This window comes from Nitrosomonas nitrosa (assembly GCF_003051105.1).
GTDB lineage: Bacteria > Pseudomonadota > Gammaproteobacteria > Burkholderiales > Nitrosomonadaceae > Nitrosomonas > Nitrosomonas nitrosa.
Window position 1 is genome coordinate 1 of sequence record NZ_QAOO01000003.1, and the last position, 19385, is coordinate 19385.

Genomic DNA, 19385 nt, shown 5'->3' on the forward strand with positions numbered 1-19385 from the left:
TGGGGTTTATATAGATACCGGCATTTGGTGGAGAATGCTTTTGCACGGCTAAAGCAGTATCGGGCAATAGCGACACGATACGACAAACTGAAGCGGAATTACGAAAGTAGGGTAGCCATAGCGTGTGGGTATCTGTGGCTACCTATGTGAAATGTCAACAGACCCTAGGCGAAATCGATATACCGCAATCGTTTACGCAAAAACTGGCAGCGGAAGCACAGCAGCATATCAGAGCCACAATCAGTCAATCCCTGGAAGCGAATAACCATTTTTTAATGAAGCCCGGGAGAAACTGGAAAAATGGGCAGACGACATGATACTTGCCGCTGAAAAAGCACTTAAAGATACCAAAGAACAAATCAAAATTCAGCAACGGCAAGCCAGGCTTGCGACTAATCTCGATGAACAGCATGAAGTCCAGAAACAGATTCAAAAACTGGAAAAACAGCAACGACGCCAGCGGCAGGATATTTTTCAGGTGGAAGACAGCATTATTGAAAAACGCAACGCCTTGATAGATTCGCTGGAGCAACGTCTTTCCCAAAAAACCGAATCTAGCCAGCTGTTCACGATTTCCTGGGAAGTGATGTGACGTGTCGATAAATACAAAAAATATCAACATATTTTGTTGACGTGTCGTCGATATCGACATAAGCTGAGAATGTGTCGATAAAGCTGAATAATATAAACATGATTAATGAAACATGGAAGCCAGACCAACCCTACAACAGCATTCCTGTGCTGCCGCCCAAAGCGGACTTGGAGACCAAGACGGTATTGAAGCATTGCATTGCAGCAAGAGCTGCATTGGCAGAGCTTAGGCAGGCGGCTGAGCTTATTCCTAATCAGGGAATGTTGATTAACACCTTGCCATTACTGGAAGCCCGCGCCAGTTCTGAAATTGAAAATATCGTGACGACCACTGACAAGCTGTTCCAGCACATGTCGGGAGAAGAACACGCCGATCCTGCCACAAAAGAAGCTTTACGCTATAGCCATTCTTTGCTTAAGGGCTATCTTTCCCTGCGTGACCGTCCATTAAATACCACCATCGCCGAAGCGATATGCAGCCAGATCAAAGGGGTGGAAATGACGGTACGAAAAGTACCGGGCACAACGCTGACCAATGAATTGACCGGTGAAGTCATCTACACGCCGCCGGTAGGCGAATCACTGCTGAGAGATCTGCTTGCCAATTGGGAGCGCTTCCTGCATGAGCAAGTTGAACTGGACCCGCTGGTGCGCATGGCTGTGGCGCATTACCAATTCGAGGCGATCCACCCCTTTACTGATGGCAATGGCCGCACGGGACGGGTGCTGAACAGCCTGTTTCTGATTCAGGAAAACTTGCTGACTTTGCCTATCCTGTATCTGAGTCGTTACATCATTGCCAATAAGGCCGACTACTATCGTTTGCTGCTAAAGATTACCAAAGAGCAGACATGGGAAGAGTGGCTGCTATATATTCTCAAGGGAGTAGCGGAAACCGCTGCCTGGACGACCGCCAAAATTGGCGCAATTCGTGCACTGTCAGACCACACGAGAGAGCACGTGCGGCTTAATGCGCCAAAGATATACAGCCACGAACTGGTCAACCTGATTTTTGCATTGCCCTATTGCCGTATCCATAGCCTGAGTGAAGCCGGAATCGCCAAACGTCAGGCCGCATCCGTTTATTTGAAAAAACTGGCCAGCATTGGCGTCCTAACGGAAAATCAAATAGGCCGGGAAAAGCTGTTCATTCACCCCAAACTCATGCAGCTACTGACGCGCGATGGCAATACATTCACGCCATACCCATAACGAAAAACCGCTGCCAAGCCGGATGCTACAGCTGAATCCGCCAACAGTTTTCACGATCGAATGACAAATCGTTTGACGTAATCGAAGAATGTAAATTCTTATCCTGCCCCCTAGGGTCTGTTGACGTTTCAAGATAAGTATTTCATAGATATGAACAAACTCGTAATATTGGGGTTCCTATACCACCAACAAAACGAGTTTGCGATGCCCCGATTGATGCTCAGTGATGAGTTCTGGTCGAAGCTGGAGAAGATTCTGCTTCAAGAAGCGATTTATAACAAGCGCAATCTGCGCATGACGGTAGAAGGCATACTGTATCGAATGCGGGTTGGCGTCCGTGGCGAGACCTACCCAAGGCGTTCGGCTGCTGGAATTCCATCTATAAAAGATTCAATGCATGGTCATTGAGCAGGAAATGGCTCAGAATTTTCAAAGCGTTATCCATTGATTCGGATTGTGAATGGGAATTTATTGATGGAAGCTATGTTAAAGCACATCAGCATAGTGCGGGAGCAGCGAGTGAAGAATCGCAGGCTGAGGGTCAAAAGCCGTGCAGGCAATACCACAAAGATCCATTTGGCGGTCGATGGTTATGGTTTGCCAATTGAGTTTGAAATCACCGGTGGAGAAATCAATGACTGTTCTGCAGCACCTGGTTTGATTACCAGGCTGCCTGACACAAAAGCGATTGTTGTGGACAAGGGCTATGACAGCGAATGTATACGGGAACAGATAACGAAGAAGGGGGCTCGGGCTGTGATACCGAGAAAGCGCAACTCGTTGAAGGGTAACACAGATATGGATTGGGGTTTGTATAGATACCGGCATTTGGTGGAGAATGTTTTTGCACGGCTAAAGCAGTATCGGGCAATAGCGACACGATACGACAAACTGAAGCGAAATTACGAAAGTATGGTAGCCATAGCGTGTGGGTATCTGTGGCTACCTATGTGAAATGTCAACAGACCCTAGCCGATGCCGAACTTTTTTCGGCTAGCTCGTGAGAATTTTGCAAGAGACTCTCTTCAAGTCAACTCCCTGTGGAACTTATCACTCCGCCCCGTCCAACCGAGGAATCTGGGATCATTGCTGCGTTGGAACTCAATATTCTCCCAATTCGCCCCACGTGACTGCCGCATTGCCTGAAAGTGGCGTTGTGCCACAGGGTGATCTGGGTGATAAGTTCATTGCTGGAACTGCCAACAATATCCATGATTTGCTCAATCGCACCATGCTGGAAATACCGGCAATGTTTTAAAGAACGCCATATCGTGATTGGGCCAGAGCTGAGCGTTTTCCTGATTGGCAAGGGTTTTGAGTTTACGAATGCTGGCGAGCGCCAGTTCTACGTTATTCTGCCAACAACAGCCAGGTGCGATTTCATCTGCCAGATTCTCGTTCAGATCGGCTGCGTCACCACAGAGAATGACGGGTCGGCTTTGTGGAAGATCGATGAACAACGACATGTGCCCCGCTGTATGACCAGGGGTCGTGATAGCGTGGATGCCGGGAGCTAGCTCATACTCATCGGTTTGTACGCGCCACTGATTCGCATGAATCAGCTCATCGAGAAATATTCCGCTATCCAGTCCAGTCAGGGCTGCTTGTAATTCATTTTGGTGGACATGGACTTCACAGCCGGGCAGGTCGCACAATCCGCCCACATGGTCGAAATGCAGATGACCGATAAATACTAGATCAATGTCGGAAGAGGTCAACCCCAGCCGCCCGAGGTAATGCGGAATCCGTTGAGTGGGCTGCATGCAAGGGGCCTCGACAGTCGGGAGCATCGGCGTGAAGTGACGCGCACGCAGGGTCGGGTCGGTCACCTTACGGTAGTCGCATCCCACGTCATAGAGGATGCGACCATGAATGGTTTCAATCAGATAAGCCAATATCGGCGCATCAATCCATTGGCCATGCCCACGGTCATGCGTAGAAATCGTTTTTTCATAACGAATCGTGCCCGTCAGCAATGGCCAGATTTTAGTCTGATTGGGCATAGCCGGGCTCAAGTAAGCTATCAGCGATTATCGCTTGCGTTAGCGGGTAATCGGTTTGTAGCGTATGCGCTTCGGTTTGGCGCCTTCTTCGCCCAGGCGCTGGCGCTTGTCGGCTTCATATTCCTGATAATTACCCGCAAAAAAGGTCACTTGCGAATCGCCTTCAAAGGCCAGGATATGCGTGGCAATGCGGTCCAGGAACCAGCGATCATGTGAAATGACCAAAACGCATCCCGCAAATTCAAGAAGGGCATCTTCCAGCGCGCGCAGTGTTTCTACGTCAAGGTCATTGGATGGTTCATCGAGCAATAGGACATTACCGCCAGAAATCAATGTCTTGGCCAGGTGCAACCGGCCGCGCTCACCACCGGAAAGTTGTCCCACCATTTTTTGCTGATCGGGGCCCTTGAAGTTAAAGCGTCCAATATAGGCGCGGGAAGGCGTTTCATATTTGCCCACAGTGAGGATGTCATTGCCATCCGATACTGCTTCGAAGACGGTTTTATTGCTGTCGAGGATATCGCGCGATTGATCAACATAAGCAATTTTGACGGTTTCGCCGATTTTGATATTTCCCGTATCGGGTTGTTCACGACCGATGATCATGCGGAACAAGGTCGATTTGCCCGCACCATTGGGGCCGATGATGCCAACGATGGCGCCAGGCGGTATTTTGAAGCTCAGATCGTCGATCAATAAACGGTCGCCAAACGCTTTGGAGACATTGGTAAATTCGATGACTTCATTTCCCAGCCGATCGGCCACCGGGATAAAAATCTCTTGTGTTTCATTACGCTTTTGGTATTCCTGCGAGCTGAGTTCTTCAAAACGGGCAATCCGCGCTTTGGATTTGGCCTGCCGTCCCTTGGGATTTTGCCGCACCCATTCCAACTCTTTCTTGAGTGCTTTTTGCCGGGCAGATTCAGAAGATTCCTCTTGCTTGAGGCGAACTTCTTTTTGCTCGAGCCAGCTTGAGTAATTTCCTTTCCAGGGGATGCCATGTCCCCGGTCGAGCTCCAGTATCCATTCTGCGGCGTTATCCAGAAAATAGCGGTCATGCGTGACGGCAACGACCGTTCCGGGGAAACGTACTAAAAATTGCTCTAGCCATTCGACCGATTCCGCATCCAGGTGGTTGGTGGGTTCGTCCAGCAAAAGCATGTCCGGTTTGGATAGCAAAAGACGGCACAGCGCAACACGGCGCTTTTCGCCGCCCGATAGCTTTTCAATGACGGCGTCCCATTCGGGAAGGCGTAATGCATCTGCCGCAACCTCCATTTGCTGGGCAGTGTCGCCGCCACTCGTTGCGATGAGCGCTTCGAGACGGGTTTGTTCGGCAGCGAGTGCGTCGAAATCGGCATCCGGCTCCGCGTACGCAGCATAGATTTCATCCAGCTTTTGTTGGGCGTTGACGATATCCCCTAACCCTTCTTGCACCGCTTCGCGAACGGTATGTGCTGGATCGAGCTGGGGTTCCTGCGGCAGGAAGCCAATCTTCAGATTGGGCATGGGGGTCACTTCACCCTCGAAATCCTTATCGATACCGGCCATGATTTTCAGTAATGTGGATTTGCCCGAGCCATTCAGGCCAAGCAGTCCTATTTTTGCGCCGGGGAAGAAGCTGAGAGATATATCTTTAAGAATCGTGCGCTTGGGTGGAACAACCTTGCTGACGCGATTCATGATTAAAACGTATTGAGCCATAAAAATGTGAATAAAAGTAGGAGTTATTAAGAATTTAAATTTATGAGATTACTCTAAAATCTGGATCGTTCATCAATTGATGCTGCCAGTTAACGCGCGAGGGTTCTATCAATCTGCCAAACCGCACATGTTACCAGCCTATCGACCCGGAATTAATCTGATCGTCATCCGCTTGCTATTTTCTTGAATGATGCAAGCAGCCAGGAGAAAACCTATGAGTGTTATGGTTTATTTCAAATCAGGTGTGAGCCAGGTATTTATCGTTCCCCACAATATTTCTGCTGTCGAATTCCGGCGTATCGCAGAAACGGTGGGAGGGGGCTTTTATAAAGTCGATTTCATGCAGAGGCAGGTAAAACCAAGAAAATTGAATACATCATACTAGATTTTCGGCTTCATTAATTCCATATCCGGTTAAAAATGAAAAACCAATCGATTTATAGCGCTTCAAAAACGCCCGCAGCGCCCATGCCACTTCCCACGCACATGGTAACCATGCCATAGCGCTGGTGATGCCGGCGTAGTCCATGCAGCAGTGTCGCTACGCGAATCGCACCGGTGGCCCCAAGCGGATGACCTAACGCGATAGCGCCGCCCAGCGGGTTGACTTTAGCGCGATCCAGGCCAAGTTCGTTGATGACGGCCAAACTCTGCGCCGCAAAAGCTTCATTGAGCTCGATCCAATCGAGATCATCTTGATGTAATCCAACTTGCTTCAATACTTTGGGAATGGCCTTGATCGGCCCGATCCCCATGATTTCAGGCGGTACCCCCGCTACGGTATAGCCGATGAAACGGCCGATCGGCGTGAGATTAAAGCGTTGTAATGCGGCCGCGCTCATGACCATAACGGCCCCGGCGCCATCCGACATTTGTGAACTATTGCCTGCCGTAACCGAGCCATTCGCAGCAAACACCGATTTTAATTTTGCAAGTGCTTCCAGGTTGGTGTCGGCTCGCGGCCCTTCATCCGTGTCCTTCACAGATTTTATGACCTTGACCTCGTGTGAGGTCAGATCAGGGCGTTTTTCTTCAACAGGATAGGGTGCGATTTCCTGCTGAAATTCACCGGTTTCGATCGCTTTGAGCGCACGTTGATGGCTGGTCATTGCAAATTCATCTTGCTGCTCGCGACCGACTTTCCATTGTTGCGCGACCTTCTCGGCGGTAATCCCCATTCCATAAGCGATCGCTACATTTTCATCCTTAATGAACATGGCCGGATTCATAGCGACCTTGTTGCCCATCATCGGGATCATGCTCATGCTTTCCGTGCCTGCAGCAATGATCACATCCGCTTCACCCAAACGAATGCGATCGGCCGCCAAGGCCACGGCTTGCAGTCCGGACGCGCAGAAGCGATTGATTGTCATGCCTGGTACATTATCGGGCAATCCTGCCAGCAACAAGGCCACACGAGCGACATTGATACCTTGTTCGGCTTCAGGCATCGCGCAACCGGCGATGACATCATCGATGGCTGCCGGATCGAGCCCCTCGCACTGTTGCATGACGGCCTGCAGAACATGAACGAGCATATCATCTGGGCGAACGTTCTTGAACATGCCTCGTGGCGCTTTGCCGACGGGGGTACGTGCAGCCGCAACAATGTAGGCATCTTGAGTTTGCTTGGACATGGGTTTCTCCATCAATCTTAAATATCGTATTGAATCAACGGGCTAGTTTCTGAGCGGTTTGCCGGTTTTCAGCGTATGGGCGATGCGCGCTTGGGTTTTCTCGGTCGCCAGTAATTCGATGAAAGCGGTTCTCTCTAATCTGAGGAACCATTCCTCATCGACCAAGCTGCCTGGCGTGAGATCGCCTCCACATAGGACATGCGCAATCTTGCTGCCAATCAGATAATCGTGCTCCGAGATGAAATGACCTTCCAGCATATTGACGAGCATCCCTTTGATGGTCGCGATGCCTGTTGAGCCTGCTACCGGGATGGCGCGTGGCATCAAAGGCGGACGATAACCTGACTCGGCCAGCGCCAGTGCCTGCACTTTTGCAGCATGAAGAAGCTCAAAACGGTTCATGATGACCGGATCAGCCTCGCGCAAATAACCCAATTCTTTGGCTTGCTCGGCACTCTTGGCCAGTTGGGCCATCGCGACGGTTTGGAAGGTGTGCTTCAATTGCGGAAACGGGTCGTTATCGATCGCATTGCGTGCAGCTCTTAACGCAAGCTCTTTACAACCACCGCCAGCAGGCAGTAACCCTACCCCGGCTTCGACCAAACCGATATAGCTTTCCAGCGTTGCGACAGCACGATCGCAATGCATCACGAACTCGCAGCCTCCCCCTAAAGCGAGTCCATCAACAGCCGCCACGGTGGGAACCATCGAATATCTGAGGTGTTGTGAGAGCTGCTGAAAGCGTGTAATCAGCATTTCCACTTCTGCGAGCTTGCCTGCCATCAAAGCATCGGCCAGATCCAGGCTGCGCGCGGCTTGGAGCAGGGTCGACTGTGCCGATTTTTTGACTTTCTTCATGAATTGATCGAAAGCGGAGGGCGGCTCTTCTCGTTTTGGTTTTTCGGTGGCTTTTTGCAAGTTGGCGCCAGCAGAAAAAGGCGGCTCCGTTTGCCAAATCACCAAAGCGCGCCAGCGATGCTCGGCTTCTTCAATTGCTTGTTGTAATCCGTTGAGCACGTCGATATCGACCGTGTGCATTTTACTTTTGAAGCTGACGATGGCAATTTCGTCGCCGGTATGCCACATGCGGACGGCATCGGTTTCAAAGATGGTTTCTCCATAGACCACTTCTTCACCGGCTAAGCGGTCGGGGAATAATTGTCTTTTATAGACGGGCAAAGCCGAACGCGATTGCATCGACCGCGTGGCGGGTGCATAAGACCCCTGGGCTGTATGGACCGCCCGCCGCTCGCTTGTTTCGATGTCTTCGACCCATGCTGGCAGCGGTGTTTTGCTCATGCTCTTGCCTGATGCGATATCTTCCTTAATCCACTGGGTGACCTGTTTCCATCCGGCGATTTGCCAAGTTTCGAAAGGCCCCTGGTTCCAGCCAAACCCCCAACGGATGGCGAGATCGAGATCGCGCGCATTGTTTGCAATCGCAGCAAGATGAACGGCGCAGTAATGGAACAGATCGCGGTGTATCGCCCATAGGAATTGAGCCTGGGGGTGCTCGCTCGCGCGCAATGCTGCAAATTTCTCAACGGGGTCCTTGCGTTTTAACAACACTTCGATATCACTATCCAAGGTGCTTGTCGCGAGCTGGTAGCCATTCTTCTCAAGATCAAGCACATGAATTTCCTTGCCGATTTTCTGATAGATCCCTTTGCCAGATTTTTGCCCAAGCGCGCCTTGGTCGACCAAAGCCTGCAACCAGTCAGGCACTTGGTAATAAGCATGCCATGGATCATCGTGCAGCGTATCGTGCATAGTGCCGATGACGTGCGACAGCACATCTAGCCCGACCAAATCCGCGGTCCTGAAAGTGGCGCTCTTAGGACGGCCAATGAGCGATCCTGTCAGTTTATCGACCAGATCGAACCCAAGTCCAAATGCTTTCGCGTGATGCATGATCGCCAACATGGAGAAAACACCGACGCGGTTGGCGATAAAGTTGGGGGTATCTTTGGCGCGGATGACCCCTTTGCCCAAATAGGTGACCAAAAATGCTTCCAACGCGTCGAGTACGCTGATATCGCTTTCCTGGCAAGGAATCAACTCGATCAGATGCATATAACGCGGCGGATTAAAAAAATGGATGCCGCAAAAACGGTGACGCAGCTCTTCAGGAAGCGCTTGCGCGAGTTGATTGATGGATAGCCCGGAAGTGTTGCTGGCAAAAATCGTATGTTGGCCAAGATGCGGCGCGATCTTGAGGTAAAGATCGGTTTTCCAGTCGATGCGTTCTGCAATCGCTTCGATCACAAGATCGCAGTCAGTTAGCAGACCCAGATGTTGATCGTAATTAACGGGTTGAATGCATGCGGCCTTAGCGGCAAGCGAGAGCGGAGCGGGCTCGAGCTTTTTGAGTTTTTCGATGGCCTTGGCTGCGGGTGCGCTTGGGTCGCTCGACTTTTCATCTGGTAACTCAAATAACAGTGTTTCGATATTGGCATTGACTAAATGCGCCGCAATCTGCGCACCCATGACGCCTGCGCCTAATACCGCGGCTTTACGCACCATAAAGCGATGATTAATCAATTCGTCCTCCCCGCTCGATTTTGTTGTTCGATCATGCTGATTGCTGGATGTCTGCTCATTCAGATCATTCAGCTAATGATATTTCGTTCATTGATGAGGAGATTACAAGCATGAACTGTAAAGAGCAAGTGGCAATTGCCTCCTTTCTCTTTTACAGAAGCCTCTGATGCCTGGTTGAGATCGAATGCTATTCGCTGTTCCTTGCGTTCACGCAATATTGCCTTGCCATTGTCTTACCCAGTTCAGGCTATACTCGCGCATCATGCTTATTTTGAGAAGGAAAAGGAGGGGGTAATGAAATTAGTGACGATGCTGTCTATTGGATTGATCCTATTGGGGTTGACAGGTTGCTCGACCATGCAGCCTGTTTTGTATCCCAACACGCATTTTCTATCGGTGGGCAAGTCGGCTGCAGAGCAAGATATCGAAGCTTGCGAGCAACTTGCAAAAGCGGCTGGCGCCGATAAGGGCTATGGCAAAAGTGGCGATGTCGCATCGAGCACTGTGATCGGCGCAGGTGTGGGAGCTGCCGGAGGGGCAGCAGGGGGCGCGGTGACCGGTGCTGCGGGTACGGGTTCCATGGTGGGTGCGGTCAGTGGTGCGGTCTGGGGATTGCTGCGCGGGTTGTTTTATTCAAGGCCTTCTCAACCTAATCCAGCGTATGCCAATTTCGTGACGCGCTGCCTGCAGGAAAAAGGCTATGAGGTTACCGGTTGGCAATAACGCGGATTCATGTCCCACAGAACGTCTGATAGACGCGCTCTGTAGGAGAGGGCGGGGTGCGGTATATCTGATGAACTGGCATATCCGTATAAGGGTGGGTCACTGCCGACAATAACTGCTGCAGCGGCGAATAATCCCCCTGTTCGGAAGCGGCAGCCAGTGCGGCTTCGACATGGTGGTTGCGCGGGTGGATCGCCGGGTTATGTGCCTGCATCAAACTGAATGACGATTGTTTTGACTGAGGCTGACGCGCTAATCTTGCTTGCCAGTGTTGGTGCCACATGACAAATTCGCTATCGTTAGATAAGTTCTCCGCAGGCATGACTTCTTCTTCTGCCAGCGCACGGAAAGTATTGGTGTAATCTGCCTGATGCTGGTGCATCCAGGTGAGCAGGTTTTCGGCCAGCATTCTGTCCTCAGATTCCTCGGTGAATAACCCCAGTTTTTTGCGCATTCCGGTCAACCAGTGATCCTGGAAAATTGCGGGGAAACGATGAATCGCTTCTTCCGCCAATGCAACGGCCTTTTGCGGATCAGGGTGGAATAGCGGAAGGAGCGTTTCAGCGAAACGAGCAAGATTCCACTGAGCGATATGAGGCTGGTTGCTATAGCGATAGCGGCCATGATGATCGATCGAACTGAACACGATGTCCGGGTCGTATTCATCCATAAATGCGCAAGGTCCGTAATCAATCGTCTCGCCACTGATGGTCATATTATCTGTATTCATCACACCATGAACGAAACCGATCAGCAGCCATTTTGCCACCAACGACGCTTGACGGGCTATGACGGCCTGCAAGAGCGCTAGATAGGGGTTATCAGCCCCAGCAATATCGGGGTAGTGGCGTTGAATAACATAATCCGCCAAGGTTTTGACGCCTTCGCCATCACCGCGTAATCTCGCAACGTACTCAAACGTGCCGACACGAATGTGGCTTGACGCGACCCGGGTGAGGATCGCGCCGGGCAGCAGGGTCTCACGCAATACGGATTCTCCGGTGGTAACGACGGCAAGGCTGCGTGTGGTAGGTATCCCTAACGCATGCATGGCCTCGCTGACGAGGTATTCACGCAACATGGGGGCAAGCGCTGCCCGGCCATCGCCACGTCGCGAGAACGGCGTTTGGCCGGAGCCTTTTAGCTGGATGTCGAATCTGTCACCCGCCGCTGTAAGATGCTCGCCCAACAAAATGGCCCGCCCGTCGCCGAGCATGGTGAAATGCGCGTATTGGTGGCCAGCATAGGCCTGTGCAATGGGTTGTGCAGCTTCAGGCAATGTATTGCCCGCAAATAGCGATGCCGCTTCTTCATCGGACAATGCATGGCTATCCAACCCCAACGATGCGGCGAGGGCATGATTCAATATGGCGACGCGTGGCGCAGGGACAGGCACAGGGTGAAGCTGCACATAAAAGGAATCGGGTAAGCGGATATAGCTGTTATCGAATCGCCAGCCGATGGTGTTGCTTATGTATTGCTTGTTGGGTTTCATGTCATTAGATTGTGTTTTTGATGGGGTGCGGTCGATTGAAATGGTCATTGCTTTGTTTGATGTATACGCTTCGCACCTCAAAATTCGATTTTTATCATCCCTCATCCAACCTTCTCCCAGCGGGAGAAGGTATAGTTGCCGAATTTTGAAGTGGATGAGTATAGATGGCGTATTCAGTGTGATTCAATGTTTCATTGAATGGTTCGGCCAATTGTCAAAAAAGTTTTGGCTCTTCAGGAAAATTTGTGGGTAATGCTATAACGAATAGGTAACAAAGACGCTAGTTTTTTTGGGGTTTTTGAGGTAGGAGGTGTGCATCCTGTGCGATGAAATTACCAATTTCAAGGTAGAGGGGCTGCTGTCCTTGCTCACGCTCGCGCATGTGTACGGGCGTGAAAGTCTGGAGACGCTGCTATCTCAAACGGAAGTCAAGATTATCATAGGTGATCGTTCTTACAAGACCTGCCAGTTGATCTCGGACATGCTGGGCGAATCCACGATCATGGCGCTCTCCCATAATATCGGGCAGAGTATGTTCGATGCGCCTACAAGGTCGCTACAGGACGCCCCGCGCCGCCTCATGACCGCTGATGAGGTGCGCCGCACCGACGATACCATCCTGTTCGTGCGCAATCACCGGCCCATCCGTCTGTCCAAAATCGGCTACCATGAAATCAAACCCTGGTCGAAATGGGTCGGCATCAATCCGCTTTTTGGAAAACCGTTTAAGGGGAAAACGCGGTTGCGACTCTAAGCGTAGCCAACGCCTTTCATACCGGCACAATCGGCTGTAATATGGAATCGAAATTGAGTTTTACCGATTATGTATGTTCCTGAATCCCTATGAGCCTTTTTGACGTTTCAGCGCTGTTCATTATCATGATAATGCTTGCCGCCATGCCCAGCACGAGTGTGGCCCTGGTTATCGCCCGTTCGGCCACGATGAATCTGGCAAACGGTGTCGCCGTTTCAATGGGCATCGTGCTCGGCGATTTGATTTTTGTTGTGCTGGCAATACTGGGGCTAACAGCCCTGTCCGAACTGACGGGCGGGTTCTTTTTAGCGGTCAAAGTCGCAGCGGGTATGTACCTGATCTGGTTCGGTATCAATCTGATCCGCAGCCGGACGAAGAATTTGACCTGTAAATACTCCAGTACCGGTGGCGGATTACCTGCCAGTTTCCTCGCAGGGCTATTTGTTACGCTTGGCGATATAAAGGCGATAATCTTTTATGCCAGCCTGTTTCCGGCATTCGTTGATATATCCGCGCTGACCTTGCTGGACATCGCGATCATTCTGTTCATTACGGTCGCAACGGTCGGCGGCGTCAAACTGGCTTATGCTTTTGCGGCAACGAAAGTGATGACGATGGGCAAAAAATTGGGAGCCGAAAATAAAACCCGTCTGGCATCGGGCGCTCTTATGGTTGGCACAGGCACTTACCTGATCGCCAGGACTTAGCAGCGCATGGTTCTGGCCTGGCCCGGTTCAGATATCGGCTTCCGGCATCCAGATTAAATCCGTGACGCCGTAATCCAGACCGCACTGACTCAGCAATGTCGTTAACTGGCCTCTGTGATGCGTCTGGTGATTGAAAAAATGGATGACGGCCACGGCCATTTTATGAGTGCGCTCCACCGGATTAACGATGCTGGTATAGGTCAGGTCGCCATTCAGCGCCGTATCGGATAATCCTTCGGCCCATTGTATGATCTGCGCATCCGTCAGACTGCGCTCTTCCCTAAGTTGATCGAAGTCGGAATAGAGCTCCTGTGCCAGCGATTTCACCTGGAAGGGTTTGTTTTCGAAACGGCCAAGCCACACTCGATCCCCCAGCAGCAAATGGTTAAGCGTGCTGTGTAAGGAACCGAAAAAAGCTTTTCGGTCTTTTTTACGTTCCTCATCCGGCAGACGGCTGCATACATCGTATAGCCGTTCGTTCATCCACCGGTTATAACGGGCCAGCAATTTACATTCATCGACATGCATGCTTCTTTTTACGTCTGTTCGCGTTTGTATATTTTGATCCGGCACTCAATAGCGGATACCGGCGTTCAATCCTATCATTTGTCACTAATTTGCCGTGAGCGGTTTGTTGGAACGTGACCCGGTGCATATACGGCGCACATTTTTCAGCGCGGCTACATAAGGCTGACTGCAAGAAGTGTACTGTAATACAGTACCATCTTGGCGAGGGGGTTCACTGCGCACCCCCGTTGCATCCCCGGCTGAGATGGTGTGCTTATGGGAACGATTTTCGTTTCATACTTCACCACACCATCAAAACCTATCGCCGTTTTATCACTCGCAGGACTTGGAGATATGCCTCTCCACCTGCACCGAACCATGCGTTGGTCATCTAGCTCTGTTCAAAATTATGTCATTTGACATTCTTTGCGGTTGTCATTGTGTATTGGGTTGTTTTCCAATATTCTCCTGCTTGTTATTTGAGTGGATCGTTATATGACAGGGAAAAAATAAAACATGTTTGAGCAGGCATTTAAGAATATCGACGATGTGCTCTGGAAAGAAGCCGGATGTACGACCGAGCTGGATTATACCGAACAGACATCGTGGATGCTGTTCCTCAAATATCTCGACGATCTGGAGCATGAGCGTGCCCTGGAGACCGAACTGGTCGGCAAATCATACGATTTTATCATTGATGAGCCGCACCGCTGGTCGTCATGGGCTGCGCCGAAAAAGGATGACGGTTCGTTTGACCACGATACGGCCCTGACCGGCGATGACCTGATTGATTACGTGAACCGCGACCTGTTCCCGTATTTGCAGAGTTTCAAGCAACGCGCCCCCAATCCCGACACGATTGAGTACAAAATCGGCGAAATCTTCAGCGAGATAAAAAACAAGTTCCAGAGCGGCTATAGCCTGCGCGATGCGCTGGAATATATGGACGCCTTGCAATTCCGCTCCCAAAAACAAAAGCACGAGCTGTCGCACCTGTACGAGGCCAAAATCAAGAACATGGGCAATGCGGGCCGCAACGGCGGGGAATATTACACGCCGCGTCCGCTGATCCGCGCCATGATACAGGTCACAGCCCCCAAAATCGGTGAGCGCATCTATGACGGCGCGGTCGGCTCGGCGGGCTTCCTGTGCGAGGCGCATGATTACCTGCGGCAGTGCGAATTGACGACCAGCCAGCTCAACACCCTCCAAACCAGGACCTTTTACGGCAAGGAAAAGAAGAGCCTCGCTTACGTCATCGCCATTATGAACATGATCCTGCATGGTATCGACGCGCCGAACATCATCCACACCAACACGCTGGCGGAGAATATCAGCGATTTGCAGGATAAAGACCGCTTTGACGTGATCCTCGCCAATCCGCCCTTCGGCGGGAAAGAGCGCAAGGAAGTCCAGCAAAACTTCCCGATCAAGACCAGCGAAACCGCCTTCCTATTCCTCCAGCATTTCATGAAAAGCCTGAAGGCAGGCGGACGCGCCGCCGTGGTCATCAAGAACACTTTCCTGTCCAACGGCGATAATGCCTCCCGCGCCCTGCGGAAGGAACTGCTGGAGAGCTGTAACCTGCATACGATCCTCGACTGCCCGCAGGGGACGTTCCTTGGCGCAGGCGTGAAAACGGTTGTGCTGTTTTTCGAGAAAGGCGCACCGACCCGCAATATCTGGTATTACCAGCTCGACCCAGGCCGCAATATGGGCAAGACCAACGCCCTGAATGACGACGACCTGAAGGAATTTGTAAAATTGCAGGAAAGCAGCGCGGTAACGGAAAAATCATGGCTGCTAAATGTCGGCGATATTAACCCCGACACCTATGATCTGTCGGTCAAAAATCCCTTCAAACCCGAAGAAGACCCGATCCGCGAGCCGGAAGAGATCATAGCCGAAATGATTGCCCTGGACGCCGAAAGCGCCGACATCCTCGAAGATATACGGGGGATGTTATGAGTTGGGAGAGCAAAAAGCTCAAAGATATTTGCACCATCCGCCCTCCCAAAAAAGAGGCATCACAGCGTCTTAGACCGGAAGACATCGTGTCTTTTGTTCCTATGGATTGTCTTGGCATCCTCTCCAAAAACTTGACTTTGAGAGAAGAAAGAAAACTGGAGGATGTACAGGGCAGCTATACATACTTCGCTGATAACGATGTGCTTTTGGCTAAAATCACCCCTTGCTTCGAGAACGGAAAACTGGGGATAGCCAAAGGCCTTACAAATGGTGTCGGCTTTGGCTCCAGTGAATTTGTTATTTTGCGCTCTAGGGGAGAGATTAATCCCGAATTTCTCTTTTATTTCCTTTCACAGGATAAGTTTCGTGCGGACGGAGCACGTGTCATGACAGGGGCTGTCGGTCATAAACGTATCCCGAAGGAATATGTTGAAGATCACGAAATCCCGCTTCCACCGCTCGAAGAACAAAAGCGGATTGTCGCCATTCTGGATGAGGCGTTTGAGGGAATTGAAAAAGCGCAAGTCAATGCCGAACAGAACCTCGCCAACGCCCGCGAGCTTTATACGAGTGCGCTTCATGCCTGCTTTGGCCAAGAGAAACCTGAGCCCTCATGGATGTCTTGTGAAAAACGTAAATTTCTATCAAATGAAAAGACTCCTATCCCCCAAAAAGCAAATTCTACCGCGCGAGGCCGAGCGGCTACGGATCGCATCATTGAGGGAGAGCTTTCCTTATCCGTGGGAAAGCCGGGAATAACACCTCGGCCCGGCTGGATTTGGTCAAAATTAACTGATTTGGCGCGTCTTGAAAGTGGGCATACGCCCAGCCGTAGACATCCTGAATATTGGGCTGGTGATGTGGGCTGGATTGGGATTAAAGACGCAAAGGCTCATCATGGTCAGGTTATCTATAAAACCAACCAGCATACTAATCAGCTTGGTTTGGATAATTCGGCTGCACGGCTACTACCAAAAGATACTGTATGCTTATCACGCACGGCTTCTGTTGGATATGTCGTTGTTATGGGCACGGAGATGGCTACCAGCCAAGATTTTGTGAACTGGGTCTGTTCTCCAGAACTTGAACCACATTTTCTCAAATACCTTCTTCTTGCAGAAGGGGACGGGTTTCTAAAATATTCCAGCGGGGCGGTGCATCAAACAATTTATTTTCCAGAGGTGAAGGCCTTTCATATATGTCATCCTTCGATTGAGGTTCAGAGAAAGATCGTCGAGTTTCTGGATAAAACCTATGTTCTTTCTAAAAAATTAGAAGCTATTTACGAACAAAAACTCAAAGACCTTGCCGAGCTGAAGCAATCCCTCCTGCAAAAAGCGTTCAGCGGCGAGCTGACCTCCAGCAATGTTGTCGCTTTTACGCGCCCTGTGGCGGAGCAGCAGGCAGTGGCGACGACATCGCCGGAATTTGCGGCGAATGTGCTGGCTTACGCGCAGAACTGGCATGCTTCCCAGCAGCGGGATCGCACCTTTGGGCGCGTGAAGGCGCAGAAAGTCCTGCACATGGCCGAAAGCGTGGCCGGTGTTGATATGGGGCGGCAGCCGATCAAAGACGCGGCGGGGCCGAATGATTTTCAGCATATGCTCCGCGCCGAGGATTGGGCGAGGAGCAATCTGTTTTTCGAGTTTACCCCGCGCCTGACCGGCAACGGCTATGATTTCAAAAAACTCGGCGATTATAACAAATTGATCGGCGGGGCTTTGGAGACTGTGAAGCCGTATAAGGACAAGCTGGATAAAATTCTCGCCCTCATGATGCCCTTGAATACGCGGGAGGCGGAGGTTCTGGCGACCGTCCATGCCGCCTGGAACAACCTGGTGCTGGATAGTGCCGAAGTAACCGACGATAAAATTCATGAGGCTTGCAAAACATGGCACGAAAGAAAGCAGCCCATTACAGAGGCAGAATTTCGTAAGGCGATCACGACCATACGCAATAACGGCATTGTTCCTGACGGTACAGCCAAGCGCGTAATCGGCCAGGAGAGCCTGCCGCTATGAACCATTCCCCTTCCAACAATGTTGTTGTGAGCGCCATGATCAGTCAGGAGCGTGATATTGCCCTGATTGATGAATTGCGCGGTGCGGATGCTGAAACGGCTTGTGTTGAATTTAAGCAGAATAATGCCGATCCCGACCGGATCGGGGTTTTATGCTCGGCATTATCTAACTCCGCCAGAATAGAAGACAAGGCTGTGGCCTATGTTTTGTGGGGCATCAATGATAGCAGCCATAACGTCATAGGCACTACGTTCAGTCCGGACGCACAGAAAGTCGGTAATCAGGATTTTCAATTCTGGCTGACACAGATGCTTAAACCGGATATAGCGTTGTCGTTCCGAACGCTTCAGCATCCTGATGGCAAAGTCGTGATGCTGGAGATTCCGGCGGCCACATCCGCGCCCATTGAATTTAAAGGTACTGCCTATTGCCGCATCGGCAGCGCAACACCGAAATTATCGGATCACCCTCAGCGTTTTCAGAAACTGATTAACAACCTGCGCCCCTATCGCTGGGAAAAAGAAAATGCGAAAACCTATCAGGACGCAGATGAGGTTTTAAAACTTCTTGATTATCCGAAGTATTTTAGCCTGACTGGACAGAATCTGCCGGATCACAAGGCAGGTATTCTGGAACGCCTAGAAGCTGATCATCTGATTGTTCGTGATGTTGGTGGACGGTGGAACATAACCAATCTCGGCGCTATCCTCTTTGCAACAGATTTGGGAAAGTTCGATACTTCACTTGCTCGTAAAGCTGTGCGTTTTATCGCTTATGGTGGTCATAACAAATCAGCTACCGTTACTCATCGTCATGACGGAGTAAAAGGCTATGCTTCAGGTTTTGAGGGACTGGTCGGGTATATTAATGGGCTCTTGCCAGTAAATGAGCATATCGGCGCTGCGTTTCGGGAAAGTCGGCCATTATTTCCCGAAATTGCCATTCGGGAATTGATTGCCAATGCATTGATTCATCAGGATATGACAATACAAGGTGCAGGGCCGCAAATAGAGCTGTTTCAGGATCGCATCGAAATCACTAATCCCGGCGATCCTCTGGTGCAGCCGGATCGGATGATTGATCTGCCGCCACGTTCACGAAACGAAATGCTGGCCTCCCTTATGCGGCGCATGCGCTTTTGTGAAGAACAAGGCAGCGGCCTTGATAAAGTTGTTATGAACATTGAGGTTTACCAGCTTCCGCCATTAAAAATTCAGGCCGAAGGTGGATCAACCCAGGTCATTTTATACGGCCCGCGTTCTTTCGCTGAAATGAATAGATCGGAGCGGGTGCGGGCCTGTTACCAGCATGCAGTGCTTAAATGGCTAAGCGGCGAGAAAATGAAAAACTCTACGCTGTGTGAGCGTTTCGGCATAGATAAGAAAAATGCCGCCCAGGCAAGCCAAGTCATCAGCGCCGCGCTGGAGGAAGGGAAAATTAAAGTCGCTGATCCAGATCATCCGAGAGCGGGATATTTTCCGTTCTGGGGGTAAGTATATTTTCTTGATCCATTTTTGATTAT

Annotated in this window: 16 protein-coding genes and 1 pseudogene; 11 read left to right on the forward strand and 6 right to left on the reverse strand. The window is 50.7% G+C overall.

Annotated features, from left to right (window positions below; translation table 11 throughout):
* The 4 genes and pseudogenes from C8R30_RS01830 to C8R30_RS01845 all read left to right on the forward strand — a co-directional run.
* Positions 1-150, forward strand: a 150-nt coding sequence (locus C8R30_RS01830; protein WP_146162670.1) for a transposase, incomplete at its 5' end; no start/stop codon positions are given.
* Between the two features lie 163 nt (positions 151-313).
* Positions 314-592: a hypothetical protein gene (locus tag C8R30_RS01835; protein ID WP_090671632.1), complete on the forward strand. Its 279-nt coding sequence runs from the start codon at positions 314-316 to the stop codon at positions 590-592.
* A gap of 98 nt (positions 593-690) precedes the next feature.
* Complete coding sequence (gene fic, locus C8R30_RS01840) at positions 691-1803, forward strand: protein adenylyltransferase Fic (RefSeq protein WP_090671629.1); 1113 nt, start codon at positions 691-693, stop codon at positions 1801-1803.
* Between the two features lie 204 nt (positions 1804-2007).
* A pseudogene (locus C8R30_RS01845) lies at positions 2008-2757 on the forward strand (IS5 family transposase).
* 266 nt (positions 2758-3023) lie between these two features.
* On the opposite strand, the gene C8R30_RS01850 reads toward C8R30_RS01845, so the two are convergent.
* Positions 3024-3806, reverse strand: coding sequence for an N-acyl homoserine lactonase family protein (locus C8R30_RS01850; RefSeq protein ID WP_107789401.1), 783 nt, complete (start codon positions 3804-3806; stop codon positions 3024-3026).
* Between the two features lie 39 nt (positions 3807-3845).
* Positions 3846-5510, reverse strand: a complete 1665-nt coding sequence (ettA, locus tag C8R30_RS01855) for an energy-dependent translational throttle protein EttA (RefSeq protein ID WP_090671616.1) — start codon at positions 5508-5510, stop codon at positions 3846-3848.
* 214 nt (positions 5511-5724) lie between these two features.
* On the opposite strand from ettA, the gene C8R30_RS15775 reads away from it, so the two are divergent.
* Positions 5725-5895, forward strand: a complete 171-nt coding sequence (locus tag C8R30_RS15775) for a hypothetical protein (protein WP_177182365.1) — start codon at positions 5725-5727, stop codon at positions 5893-5895.
* Positions 5896-5947: 52 nt separating this feature from the next.
* Here the strand turns inward: C8R30_RS15775 and C8R30_RS01860 are convergent, their stop codons facing one another.
* Together C8R30_RS01860 and C8R30_RS01865 are read right to left on the reverse strand one after the other, a co-directional pair.
* Positions 5948-7147, reverse strand: coding sequence for an acetyl-CoA C-acyltransferase (locus C8R30_RS01860; RefSeq protein WP_090671614.1), 1200 nt, complete (start codon positions 7145-7147; stop codon positions 5948-5950).
* Between the two features lie 42 nt (positions 7148-7189).
* The gene (locus tag C8R30_RS01865; protein ID WP_476703507.1) at positions 7190-9688 is read right to left on the reverse strand and encodes a 3-hydroxyacyl-CoA dehydrogenase/enoyl-CoA hydratase family protein; all 2499 of its coding nucleotides are present in this window, start codon (positions 9686-9688) and stop codon (positions 7190-7192) included.
* A 294-nt stretch (positions 9689-9982) separates the two neighbouring features.
* Here C8R30_RS01865 and C8R30_RS01870 point away from each other — a divergent pair, with 294 nt between their 5' ends.
* Positions 9983-10411 carry a glycine zipper family protein gene (locus C8R30_RS01870; protein ID WP_090671661.1) on the forward strand — a complete coding sequence of 143 codons (429 nt, stop codon included), beginning with the start codon at positions 9983-9985 and terminating at the stop codon, positions 10409-10411.
* Positions 10412-10418: 7 nt separating this feature from the next.
* Here C8R30_RS01870 and C8R30_RS01875 read toward each other — a convergent pair whose 3' ends face one another.
* Positions 10419-11954, reverse strand: coding sequence for a protein adenylyltransferase SelO (locus C8R30_RS01875; RefSeq protein ID WP_258191910.1), 1536 nt, complete (start codon positions 11952-11954; stop codon positions 10419-10421).
* Between the two features lie 262 nt (positions 11955-12216).
* On the opposite strand from C8R30_RS01875, the gene C8R30_RS01880 reads away from it, so the two are divergent.
* Positions 12217-12660 (forward strand): type IV secretory system conjugative DNA transfer family protein, encoded by a 444-nt coding sequence (locus C8R30_RS01880; protein ID WP_258191911.1) that lies wholly within the window; start codon positions 12217-12219, stop codon positions 12658-12660.
* A gap of 89 nt (positions 12661-12749) precedes the next feature.
* On the forward strand, positions 12750-13367 hold the full coding sequence (locus C8R30_RS01885) for a LysE family translocator (RefSeq protein WP_107789403.1): 618 nt from the start codon (positions 12750-12752) through the stop codon (positions 13365-13367).
* 27 nt (positions 13368-13394) lie between these two features.
* Here the strand turns inward: C8R30_RS01885 and C8R30_RS01890 are convergent, their stop codons facing one another.
* Positions 13395-13895 (reverse strand): DinB family protein, encoded by a 501-nt coding sequence (locus C8R30_RS01890; RefSeq protein WP_107789404.1) that lies wholly within the window; start codon positions 13893-13895, stop codon positions 13395-13397.
* Positions 13896-14390: 495 nt separating this feature from the next.
* Here C8R30_RS01890 and C8R30_RS01895 point away from each other — a divergent pair, with 495 nt between their 5' ends.
* The 3 genes from C8R30_RS01895 to C8R30_RS01905 are packed head-to-tail and all read left to right on the forward strand — an operon-like array spanning position 14391 to position 19356.
* Positions 14391-15842, forward strand: a complete 1452-nt coding sequence (locus C8R30_RS01895) for a class I SAM-dependent DNA methyltransferase (protein WP_107789405.1) — start codon at positions 14391-14393, stop codon at positions 15840-15842.
* The gene (locus C8R30_RS01900) at positions 15839-17863 is read left to right on the forward strand and encodes a restriction endonuclease subunit S (protein WP_107789406.1); all 2025 of its coding nucleotides are present in this window, start codon (positions 15839-15841) and stop codon (positions 17861-17863) included. The genes C8R30_RS01895 and C8R30_RS01900 overlap by 4 nt, the downstream gene beginning before the upstream one ends.
* A complete protein-coding gene (locus C8R30_RS01905) occupies positions 17860-19356 on the forward strand; it encodes an ATP-binding protein (RefSeq protein ID WP_219908809.1) in 1497 nt (498 codons plus the stop codon). The genes C8R30_RS01900 and C8R30_RS01905 overlap by 4 nt, the downstream gene beginning before the upstream one ends.
* Positions 19357-19385 lie beyond the last annotated feature (29 nt).

Excerpts from the sequence above, each read along its gene's own strand:
- C8R30_RS01835 (WP_090671632.1), top strand. The coding sequence starts at position 314 with ATGATACTTGCCGCTGAAAAAGCACTTAAAGATACCAAAGAACAAATC.
- fic (WP_090671629.1), top strand. The coding sequence starts at position 691 with ATGATTAATGAAACATGGAAGCCAGACCAACCCTACAACAGCATTCCT.
- C8R30_RS01850 (WP_107789401.1), bottom strand. The coding sequence starts at position 3,806 with ATGCCCAATCAGACTAAAATCTGGCCATTGCTGACGGGCACGATTCGT.
- ettA (WP_090671616.1), bottom strand. The coding sequence starts at position 5,510 with ATGGCTCAATACGTTTTAATCATGAATCGCGTCAGCAAGGTTGTTCCA.
- C8R30_RS15775 (WP_177182365.1), top strand. The coding sequence starts at position 5,725 with ATGAGTGTTATGGTTTATTTCAAATCAGGTGTGAGCCAGGTATTTATC.
- C8R30_RS01860 (WP_090671614.1), bottom strand. The coding sequence starts at position 7,147 with ATGTCCAAGCAAACTCAAGATGCCTACATTGTTGCGGCTGCACGTACC.
- C8R30_RS01870 (WP_090671661.1), top strand. The coding sequence starts at position 9,983 with ATGAAATTAGTGACGATGCTGTCTATTGGATTGATCCTATTGGGGTTG.
- C8R30_RS01875 (WP_258191910.1), bottom strand. The coding sequence starts at position 11,954 with ATGACCATTTCAATCGACCGCACCCCATCAAAAACACAATCTAATGAC.
- C8R30_RS01885 (WP_107789403.1), top strand. The coding sequence starts at position 12,750 with ATGAGCCTTTTTGACGTTTCAGCGCTGTTCATTATCATGATAATGCTT.
- C8R30_RS01890 (WP_107789404.1), bottom strand. The coding sequence starts at position 13,895 with ATGCATGTCGATGAATGTAAATTGCTGGCCCGTTATAACCGGTGGATG.
- C8R30_RS01895 (WP_107789405.1), top strand. The coding sequence starts at position 14,391 with ATGTTTGAGCAGGCATTTAAGAATATCGACGATGTGCTCTGGAAAGAA.
- C8R30_RS01900 (WP_107789406.1), top strand. The coding sequence starts at position 15,839 with ATGAGTTGGGAGAGCAAAAAGCTCAAAGATATTTGCACCATCCGCCCT.
- C8R30_RS01905 (WP_219908809.1), top strand. The coding sequence starts at position 17,860 with ATGAACCATTCCCCTTCCAACAATGTTGTTGTGAGCGCCATGATCAGT.